Annotated in this window: 15 protein-coding genes; 3 read left to right on the top strand and 12 right to left on the bottom strand. The window is 53.0% G+C overall.

What is annotated here, in order from left to right; translation table 11 throughout:
• On the bottom strand, window positions 1–766 hold a 766-nt coding region (locus tag ABJQ89_RS11805), incomplete at its 3' end, for a phenylalanine--tRNA ligase subunit alpha (protein WP_348496431.1).
• 218 nt (window positions 767–984) lie between these two features.
• On the opposite strand from ABJQ89_RS11805, the gene ABJQ89_RS11810 reads away from it, so the two are divergent.
• On the top strand, window positions 985–1,230 hold the full coding sequence (locus tag ABJQ89_RS11810; RefSeq protein WP_348496432.1) for a hypothetical protein: 246 nt from the start codon (window positions 985–987) through the stop codon (window positions 1,228–1,230).
• 8 nt (window positions 1,231–1,238) lie between these two features.
• Here ABJQ89_RS11810 and ABJQ89_RS11815 read toward each other — a convergent pair whose 3' ends face one another.
• From ABJQ89_RS11815 to pyk, 6 genes are all read right to left on the bottom strand, one after another.
• Window positions 1,239–2,303, bottom strand: a complete 1,065-nt coding sequence (locus tag ABJQ89_RS11815) for a Hint domain-containing protein (RefSeq protein WP_348496433.1) — start codon at window positions 2,301–2,303, stop codon at window positions 1,239–1,241.
• 129 nt (window positions 2,304–2,432) lie between these two features.
• Window positions 2,433–2,909 (bottom strand): GNAT family N-acetyltransferase, encoded by a 477-nt coding sequence (locus ABJQ89_RS11820; protein WP_348496434.1) that lies wholly within the window; start codon window positions 2,907–2,909, stop codon window positions 2,433–2,435.
• 90 nt (window positions 2,910–2,999) lie between these two features.
• Window positions 3,000–3,365 carry a 50S ribosomal protein L20 gene (rplT, locus tag ABJQ89_RS11825; RefSeq protein WP_348496435.1) on the bottom strand — a complete coding sequence of 122 codons (366 nt, stop codon included), beginning with the start codon at window positions 3,363–3,365 and terminating at the stop codon, window positions 3,000–3,002.
• Between the two features lie 13 nt (window positions 3,366–3,378).
• Window positions 3,379–3,579, bottom strand: a complete 201-nt coding sequence (rpmI, locus tag ABJQ89_RS11830) for a 50S ribosomal protein L35 (RefSeq protein ID WP_348496436.1) — start codon at window positions 3,577–3,579, stop codon at window positions 3,379–3,381.
• Window positions 3,580–3,695: 116 nt separating this feature from the next.
• The gene (locus ABJQ89_RS11835; RefSeq protein ID WP_348496437.1) at window positions 3,696–3,920 is read right to left on the bottom strand and encodes a hypothetical protein; all 225 of its coding nucleotides are present in this window, start codon (window positions 3,918–3,920) and stop codon (window positions 3,696–3,698) included.
• A 34-nt stretch (window positions 3,921–3,954) separates the two neighbouring features.
• Window positions 3,955–5,400 (bottom strand): pyruvate kinase, encoded by a 1,446-nt coding sequence (pyk, locus tag ABJQ89_RS11840; protein ID WP_348496438.1) that lies wholly within the window; start codon window positions 5,398–5,400, stop codon window positions 3,955–3,957.
• A gap of 375 nt (window positions 5,401–5,775) precedes the next feature.
• On the opposite strand from pyk, the gene ABJQ89_RS11845 reads away from it, so the two are divergent.
• The gene (locus ABJQ89_RS11845; protein ID WP_348496439.1) at window positions 5,776–6,075 is read left to right on the top strand and encodes a DUF1244 domain-containing protein; all 300 of its coding nucleotides are present in this window, start codon (window positions 5,776–5,778) and stop codon (window positions 6,073–6,075) included.
• Window positions 6,076–6,121: 46 nt separating this feature from the next.
• On the opposite strand, the gene ABJQ89_RS11850 is transcribed toward ABJQ89_RS11845, so the two are convergent.
• On the bottom strand, window positions 6,122–6,856 hold the full coding sequence (locus ABJQ89_RS11850; protein WP_348496440.1) for a hypothetical protein: 735 nt from the start codon (window positions 6,854–6,856) through the stop codon (window positions 6,122–6,124).
• An 18-nt stretch (window positions 6,857–6,874) separates the two neighbouring features.
• Entirely contained in the window at window positions 6,875–8,317 is a 1,443-nt protein-coding gene (locus ABJQ89_RS11855; protein ID WP_348496441.1) for an OmpA family protein, read from the bottom strand.
• Between ABJQ89_RS11855 and ABJQ89_RS11860 the strand changes: the two genes are divergently transcribed.
• Complete coding sequence (locus ABJQ89_RS11860) at window positions 8,316–8,483, top strand: hypothetical protein (protein WP_348496442.1); 168 nt, start codon at window positions 8,316–8,318, stop codon at window positions 8,481–8,483. The genes ABJQ89_RS11855 and ABJQ89_RS11860 overlap by 2 nt on opposite strands.
• A gap of 8 nt (window positions 8,484–8,491) precedes the next feature.
• Here ABJQ89_RS11860 and ABJQ89_RS11865 read toward each other — a convergent pair whose 3' ends face one another.
• From ABJQ89_RS11865 to ABJQ89_RS11875, 3 genes are all read right to left on the bottom strand, one after another.
• The gene (locus tag ABJQ89_RS11865) at window positions 8,492–8,734 is read right to left on the bottom strand and encodes a hypothetical protein (protein WP_348496443.1); all 243 of its coding nucleotides are present in this window, start codon (window positions 8,732–8,734) and stop codon (window positions 8,492–8,494) included.
• Between the two features lie 83 nt (window positions 8,735–8,817).
• Window positions 8,818–9,075 (bottom strand): hypothetical protein, encoded by a 258-nt coding sequence (locus ABJQ89_RS11870; RefSeq protein ID WP_348496444.1) that lies wholly within the window; start codon window positions 9,073–9,075, stop codon window positions 8,818–8,820.
• Between the two features lie 83 nt (window positions 9,076–9,158).
• A partial coding sequence (locus ABJQ89_RS11875; protein WP_348496430.1) for a hypothetical protein occupies window positions 9,159–9,357 on the bottom strand: 199 nt, incomplete at its 5' end.

A 9,357-nucleotide genomic window follows, 5' to 3' on the forward strand; every position in this document is an offset into this window, starting at 1 on the left:
CCGTGAACGGGAAGTGCGACGCGCGGAAACGGGTCTTCACGTCCTTGCCAAAGAAGGCAGAGAAGAATTCTTCAAGCGTCCATTTGAGGTTCGCCATGGAGACGTCTTTGCCAATCGCGAGGCCCTCGACCTGATTGAACATCGGCGTGTGTGTTTGGTCGTAATCAGCGCGGTACACACGGCCTGGGCAAATGATCCGGCATGGCGCGCCATGCGCTTCCATGTGGCGGATTTGAACGGGGCTGGTGTGCGTGCGCAGAACGTGTGGTGGGCGATTGTCGCCCTCGGCGCGGTGCGTGTAGAACGTGTCCATTTCCGCGCGCGCAGGGTGGTGCCCCGGAATGTTGAGCGCGTCGAAGTTATACCAATCGCTTTCGATCTGCGGACCTTCGGCAACGGAGAAGCCAAGATCGGCAAGGATCGTAATGACCTCTTCTGTGACTTGGGAAATCGGATGGATCGTGCCCGCAGGACGACCGCGCGACGGCAATGTTACATCGAGCCACTCACCGCGAAGACGCTCGTCAAGCGCAGCATCAGCAAGCGCGACTTTCTTAGCCGCCAATGCCGAGTTGATCTCATCCTTGAGCGCGTTGAGCTTTGGACCCGCAATCTGACGCTCTTCCGGTGTCATCTTGCCCAGCTCACGCATTTTCAGGCTGATTTCGCCTTTCTTGCCAACGGCCTGTACGCGCAGATCTTCCAGCGCGCTTTCCTCGCTCGCTGCAGCGATTAAGCTGACGTATTTATCTCTTAGATCATCCATGACGGGCCCCGTACTTACTGCCGTGCAAACTGTTCAGGTTGAGTTACCCGCTAGACCCATCGCGCGCAAGACAAAGGCAGCGCGGATGCCACGTTGCTTTAATAAAATGGTTGATTTTCTGCCCAGTTTCGCCACATTCCCGCCACGCGGCGCACATGCCCGCAGCCTCAATTGAGCGACAAGACCCGCTGCTGGGTCAGCTTAATTGGAGAAACGAAATGAAAACGATTATCGCTGCTGCCGCACTTTCCATGTCCTTCACAGCCGCTGGCGCACAGGAAACCCTGTACAACCCAAACCCACAATTTGCACAAGCGGGACAGTGGTACATTGCTCCGAATGGATGCTCCTACAGCCGCACGCAAGCGCCGGGCCAACCTGTTATGTGGATACTTATCCAAAACCCGCATCATATTGGCGGGCGTAACGCAACCGCCGCTTGCCCGAGCATGTTGCAGGGCTAACGCAGTCCTTAAACCGCCTGCAAAAGACGCGCGAGCTGACGACGTTCGCTTGGACGCGCTAAGCCATCGGTAAGATTGGCCTCTGCGATTGCTTCTGGAAACAATTCCGCGACTTCCCGTTGCATGCCGCTTACCGATGTTTTGGCAGTTTCAGCCGGAAAAAAGCTTTCGCTGACGAACCCGGAACATGTGACCAACTGATGGGTATCAAACATGATGTGAACGTAAGTTACTGTATCGCACTCAACCTGTTTGACTGTTGTGCCATTCACCAGAGCGATTGCTGGGACGAGAATTTCCTCCTGCCCAAACAGCAATTCACACTGCCATCCTTGAATGCGGATGCGATGCTGTGGAGAAACAAGGATGGTACAATCGGCACCCAAAACACCCTGCTCAAAGCGAATTGGTGCATGGTTTCCAGTGCCTTGCACCGTCGTTTGACCGATCCAACGAATTGGGCTTGGGCCATTATCGATTGTGTTTACAAGATCGCCAACGCCCAAAGCATCAATACGAACCGGCCCATTTGGCGTCTCAATCAGTGTTCCCTTGGTAAAACAAGCGAGTCCAGTATCCCCTGGTCCAACCGCGTCATAAACCAAGGTGTCCGGGTTTGGTTGATTGAACTGCAGTGTGGTTGTGGTTGAATCGGGCCCAACAACAACAGGAAGGTTTTCCGATGTTGAACCGGCCGCCAAACCATTGCTCGCCAAAATATTCTGCGTGCCGCCGCCAATATCGTAAAAGTCGATGACCGTGCTGGTATCCGTATTTACCAGCGCATAGGCCTCGTAGTTTGTAGAACCACCGCCGTCAGGGTCGGTCAAAAAGATCGGGAAATCATCCGCAGAAATGACGTAAATCAATTCACCATTGTCTGGATCAACAGACGTTTGAACGTCCGGATGCGTAAGCGGAATCTCGATACCAACTGTGCCATTCGCTTGGTAGAATGACACTGTAAAATCGGCGGGGTCTTCGCTCGGGTTAAGAGCAACTTCCAAAAATTCTGCTACGCCTGAACTTGCGGCGTAGGCATTTGAATAGTGCAATTCACTGATACGTGCCATCGGATGTCGACTCTCAACTCAACTGGTTAACATCCATGATATGATGGAACATTGAGGCGCGAATGGGGAAAACAATGGGTATTCGCTCATCCCGTACCAACTTTCGGCAAAGCACCACAGCTTGTGGTCTTACAACTCTTTCTCAAATCGCCAGAGTCGCAAAGGAAACGGCGCGCCAGATGTATCAAGCAGTACGGTTTCTTCACCGACGTTGCGCCAACATTGCTTTGTGTAGAAACGGGCCGCCCGATCATTGCCAATCGCGCAAGATAACCAAGCCGTCATATGTCCATTCGCTCTGATGGCGCTCAAACAGTCATCCATTAAAAGCTGCGCAACACCGCTGCCCCGCGCATTAGCACCGACATACATTTGATAGAGCTCATCCACCTTAACCATCGTGAACCCAAGAACCTCATCTTCCCGACGCGCGACGCGGGTGAGTGCAATGTTCTCGGCAGTGCGCGTTTGAAAGCTCTCGGGTGTGCGCAGCTTTGTGAGTTCGGGCGGCACAACCTCGATATGGCCATCGATCCAACCTTGATGCCAAAGCTGTGCAACCTGCGCTATGTGCTCGGATGTTAGATCTTCGATCAAAATGTCCATACGTCACGCTAATCGCGCAAAACACATGACACAATTAAAAAGGCCCCAACCAGAGGTCAGGGCCTTTTCAAATCTTTGTAAGCTAATCGCTTATGCAGCCAATGCTGCTTTCGCTTGATCAACAACTGCGCCGAACGCATCAGGCTCGTTTACGGCCAGATCAGCAAGAACCTTACGGTCAACTTCGATACCAGCAAGCATCAGACCATTGATGAAGCGGCTGTATGTCAGCGCTTCGTCGTGGCTGCGAACTGCGGCGTTGATACGCTGGATCCACAATGCGCGGAAGTTGCGCTTGCGGTTCTTACGGTCGCGTGTTGCGTATTGGTTCGCCTTATCGACGGCCTGTGCTGCGACTTTGAATGTATTTTTACGACGTCCATAATAGCCTTTTGCGGCTTTGACGACTTTACGGTGACGGGCGTGGGTTACTGTACCACCTTTAACGCGTGACATCTATCAAATCTCCTTAGCGTGAATATGGCATCATCGACTTGACGATTTTCTCGTCAGCAGCCGCGAGTGTGGTTGTACCACGTGCATTGCGAAGGAACTTGTTGGTCCGCTTGATCATACCGTGCTGCTTGCCAGCTTGCGCTGCTTTCACACGGCCGCTCGCCGTTGTTTTGAACCGCTTTTTGCAGCTCGCTTTTGTCTTCATCTTAGGCATTTCCGTCTCCTCTTAGGGTCGGTAGAAACGCGCGCACTCGGCATGCCAATATAAGCCGGACGCACATATAGAAGGGGCCGTTTAGGACAGGTCCAGAGATTCCGCAAGAGGGAAGTTTAACCGATCACGTCACGTGTGACTTTGACGAATACTTCCGGGATCTGCTCAAGGGTATATCCGCCAGGTTTGCCGGTTAAGGCCCAAGCAACGAGTCCGCCGCCGATCATAATGGTGAGCGCCGCCGCGCGCGGCGTGCGCCCATCAGAAAATGCAGAAACGATGGCTGGAATCGAGAACCCAGCGATCACCAAACCTAAAACCAAAGCCAAATCATGGCTCATATCGCGTTCCTTCCCTCGGAATTTGAAGGATAGGTTACTCTGGATCAGAGGCGTAAATCAATCGTTCCTCGCAAGGCGCGACGCGCAGGATGTTTGTTGTGCCCGGAATGTTGAAAGGAACACCCGCAGTGACCACGATTTGATCTTTCTCAGAGGCTAACCCACTCGCACGCGCAGCGCGCGCTGCGGAGACAACTGCGCCTTTGAAGCGGTTAAACTCATCAGTAATCACGCAATACGTACCCCACGTCAGGGCAAGACGGCGTGCTGTAGTACGCTGGGACGTCATCGCAATGATTGCAACGCGCGGGCGTTCACGGGCCGTCAAAAGGGCTGTCGTGCCGCTCTGAGTAAAACAGCAAATCGCTTTAACATCGGTCGTTTCAGCGATTTCACGGGCGGCAGCAACGATACCATCCGCAATGCTGTTCCGGTTGGCTGTGCGCGACGCTTCAAGGATTTCAGTATAGGTCGGATCGCTTTCAACTTCTCGTGCAACGTTATCCATCGTAGTCACAGCATGCACCGGATATTCGCCCGCGGCGCTTTCCGCGCTGAGCATGATTGCGTCGGAGCCTTCATAGATCGCAGTCGCAACATCAGATACTTCTGCGCGCGTTGGCATCGGGCTTTCGATCATGGATTCGAGCATTTGCGTCGCAACGATCACAGGCTTCGCCGCTGCGCGACATTTACGGATCAGACGTTTTTGGATGGGCGGCACGTTCTGAACAGGCAATTCAACGCCCAGATCACCACGTGCAACCATGATGCCGTCAGAGGCATCCAGAATTTCATCAAAGCTCGCAACAGCAGAAGGCTTTTCAATTTTGGACAGAACTGATGCACGACCTTTAACCAGATCACGCGCATCCCAAACGTCTTTGGCACGCTGAACAAAAGACAGTGCCAGCCAATCAACACCCAGCTCGCAAACGAACTCGAGATCAGCCAAGTCTTTTTCAGACAACGCAGCAAGCGGTAGAACCACGTCAGGCACGTTCACGCCTTTACGGTTTGAAATCGTACCGCCAATGACAACTTCGCAATTCGCATAGTCAGGACCGCAGTCGATGACTTTCAGACGAATTTTACCATCGTTAACAAGCAAGGACGCACCCGGCTCAAGCGCTGCGAAAATTTCCGGGTGGGGCAAACGCACGCGCGTTGCATCGCCGGCGGCTTCATCCAGATCAAGCCGGAATGAAGCGCCAGGAACCAACTCTTCTGCCTCATTGGCAAATTCACCAACGCGTAATTTGGGACCTTGAAGGTCCGCTAGGATGCCAATTGGGCTATCGAGGTCTGCTTCAACTTTGCGAATGATCGCATGCAACTCACCAATTTTCTCGTGGCTGCCATGGCTCATATTGAGACGGAACACATCTGCCCCTGCTTCGTGCAAAGCGCGGACCATTTTGTAATCGCTAGATGCCGGGCCTAACGTTGCAACGATCTTAACACTGCGCTCACGTCTCATATCTTTTTCCTCATGTCGGGTCGGTTAACAGTAACCGACTTCGTAAAACTATCCAATGATAGCGGTAACATTCGCGCGCTTATTGCGCATTTCCATTCGTTCGGCAACTGCCCTCTTGGTTAGTTTGGTTAGGAAACAGGCAGATGACATTACAAATTTTTACAAAAATGACTATAAGTGACGAGCCTGATCGATTTTCGCCTGATCTTTAGTAGCGGGTATCTTCATCCCGAATCCTATCCTTGCTTGGCCTTTGATCAAACAATCCGTTAGACCTGCTCGGGAACCCCTCGCCAAAATGCTGATTGATCTGCCCCCGCATGGAAAACAATCACGAAGCATTTAAATGGTGATATCCGGAAACAGGAGCACAAAATGGACGCACAAACCCAACTCGAACTGGAAGCAGCAGCCTTTCGCCGTCTGCGCGACCATCTCGCAGAGCGCACAGATGTTCAAAACATCGACATGATGAATTTGGCGGGTTTTTGTCGCAACTGCTTGTCGCGCTGGTATCAGGAAGCCGCGAATGAACGTGGCATCGAGATGAACAAAGACGAGGGTCGCGAAGCATTCTACGGCATGCCTTTTAACGAATGGCGCGATGCCCATCAAAGCGATGCCTCAGATGCACAAAAGGCCGCGTTTGAAGTTTCCCACAAACAAGCGACCTGATGTTTGTCTCTCTGCGGCGCAAACCGCAGAGAGTTATTTTCTTAATTTAGTAAACGTCGCCACCTTCAACGCGTTTAGAAAATTCAGTTTCGCCGCCAGCGGCCAAAACCTTCGCCTGAGCGATCCATGTGTCACGGCTCACGCGACCTTTGAAACCTTCGAGGTTCGCGTTAACCCATGCTTCTTCTTGCGGTGTCCAATTCGCAATCTGGTCGAAGTGAAAGAAACCAAGCGAATTACAGAGCTTCTCAAGCTTTGGGCCAATGCCTTTGATCTGCTTAAGATCATCCGCTTTGCCGCCGCGTGCTTCGGTCAGAGTTGCAGGTTTAACACCCTCATTCTCGCCTTCAATGATGCCATCACCATCATAATCCACAGCGTCTGCTGCAACGTCCGGTTCTGCTGAAGTAACAGGTGAGGCCACTACCGCAGCTGACGCCGCGCCTGCGGAAGCTTTCGCTGCGGCTAGATCAGCCTCCAATGCAGCAATACGCGCATCTTTGTCGCCTTGCGTCGCTTGGCACGCTTCCAAATCACCACGCAGACCGTCAACGACGTCTGTGTTACCTGCATCAGCTTCCAACGCTGCAATACGCGCGTCTTTGTCCGCATGTTTAGCTTGGCACGCTTTCAAGTCCGCGCGCAGGCCATCTGCTTCTTCGGTGTTGACCACGGTGCTGCGACGGCCCCAAATCAACCAACCCACAAACAAGCCCAACAGTGCAGCAAGAATGATCAAAACGATCATCTCACTAATCAAAAATCCCCATTCACGAAACATATCGTCTTCCTTTCAATTCTACCGCTGCGTCCAGAGCACGGTTGTTCTTCTGTTAGCTGCACGACCCTCGGCCGTTGCGTTATCTGCGATTGGTTTGCTTGGTCCGAAACCAGCGGAGGACAGCGCTTCACCATCGATACCGCGGGCGATCATTGCGTCGCGTACCGCTTCGGCGCGCGCTGCGCTCAGCTCAAAATTGCCCGAACCAGTGTTGTCAGTGTGGCCGCCAAGTTCGGCAACGAGACCTGCTTCACGCACGCAGCGCCCAACGATGGCTGCCATCCCATTGATGGCCCGTAAGCTGCGCGGCCCAAGATCAGCCGATCCACTCAAGAAGTTAATCTTTGTCTTAGCCAGCAAAGCATCTGTCTGCTCCGCGCATGTTTCCAAGCTTGGCGTGAAAGAAATATTCGGAAGCCAAGCACCATATTCAAAGCGTTCATCCTGACCCGTTGCGGCATTGATCCGTGTCGCACCATCATCTGGTTTTGCGTTGGAAGCTGCCAAAGACAAGGTCGCGGCTCCGTCGAGCTCTTCTTTCAGAGTCGCCTCAACGAGCGCAGCGTTGACGCCAACCTCAGCAGTCCCCGTCACGTTGGTCCCTGCGTCTGAAATCGAAATCTGTGCCGTTTGCATTTCAGGTAGCCAGTTTTTCAACTTACCCAAAATTGCGAGATCCGCACTACCATCGCCCATGATGCCTGCTTTGGCCTCACCCGTGATGGCTGACACGCCCAATGCATCGCCGATCTGCGCGAGATCAAGACCCTTTGGCAGTTTGCCATCAACGGACAAACCGCGCGCCGCGTCAAAATTCACGTCATACGCAATCGGCTTACCGTCATCGCGCGTTTCGATATCATTCGTTAGGGTGTACCCCTCAGGAAGATCAAGCATCGCAACCAACGCATCGCGATCCTGTGGTGTATCCACGAGACCAGTCAAACGCATGTCTGTGCCCGTCAAAGATACAGAGCCTTCATCCATTTGCGACAAGGTGCCAAGCCCTGACCCGATCGCAGCCTGCCAACCCGCAGGCGCACCGGACGCCAAGGTTAACCCTTCCACACCAGAAACGGCTGTTTCACCCAATTCAGCGCGCGCAGCTTCCGTGGGAACGTTGCCTTGCAACAGTGTCTGACCTGCTTTGCGCGTTCCAGCAATTGTGTAAGGATCTGCTGTTGGCAACACTTCCAGATCATCGCGAACAACACGTCGTCCTTTCACATCGTTCAAAGCGCCGAGCAAACTGTCACGTTCGGCCTCACTATCGGCCAACCCGGTCACGCGAATGTCGCGTCCATTAATCTGTGTCTGCACACCATGCACCGAATTTGCTGTAGCTGTTACAGCGCGTTCTGTGATTGCAGACTGCATATCCAACGCATGATTTTTCGAGCCCCAATAGCCCAAGCCAGCGACACCTGCCACCAGCACAATTCCACCTAAGAGTTTCCGCATGACCCTGCCTTCTATCCACTGCGTCTCATTAACGTTCCAAAGAACGGACGCGCTGAAAAGACGCGATCTGCATTTCATAAACAAGGGGGAAGAAGGCAAAGAAAAACCCACAACGCCGGGAGGGAACGTTGTGGGCTTTTTGCGTCGTTGGAGTGGTGGCTATTAATTATGCGATTAGCGCAAATCTGTAGCTTTCGGAGAAACTGCCTTTGGTTGATTGTCTGATAGTTTGATCGTTCCCAAACCCAGTGTCGCGGCATCATTTGCTGCAAGCACCTTACCGATTTCGACACCAGTAAACGGGCTAAGCGCATTTTGCGCAGCGGCGCGGTTTTCAACAAAAGTCGGTTGAACCAAAGCAGATGCTGTCGAAGCAAGAACAGTGGCAGCAGTCAGGGTTACGATGAATAGTTTCATTTTAGGGCCTCTCTTACTTGTAAGGTTTCTTGGGAATAGGAAGGGAATTTTGGCCGGAGACGCGCCCGGCCTGCGCTGTTCAGTTAACGATAGTCTGTTGAGTTCAACGGACGCTCATTTGCGTTGAAGCTTGTGATGCTCACTGTGTCGCCAGCAAGTGCCTTGGATTCACCGTCAAAGGCATAGGCGGATGTTGCGATTTCGCTGACAACGCCGTTTGTGACTTGGCCAAGCTCGTTTTGAGCCGCGGCGCGGTTGTCGATGTGGGTTGGCTGAACCATTGCAGAAGCAGCAGAGGCAAGAACAGTAGCGGCGGTCAAAGATGCGATGATGAGTTTCATGGTAAGGTCTCTTTCAGATTTTGGGTTTAAGAAGGGTCGAGGGAGGAAAGTGGCCGGAGACGCGCCCGGCCTGCGCTGTTCAGTTAGCGGATGTCTGTGGAGTCCAGCGGACGGTCGCTTGCTTCAAAGCTTGTGACGCTTACTGTGTCGCCAGCAAATGGCTTGGCGCGGCCGTCGAAGATGTAGTTGGAAGCGGCAACTTGGTTAACAACACCGTTTGTCGCTTGGCCAATCTCGTTACGTGCTGCGGCGCGGTTGTCGATGTCTGTCGGCTGAACCATT

The sequence above is a fragment of the Planktotalea sp. genome (assembly GCF_039984035.1).
Classification (GTDB): Bacteria; Pseudomonadota; Alphaproteobacteria; order Rhodobacterales; family Rhodobacteraceae; genus Planktotalea.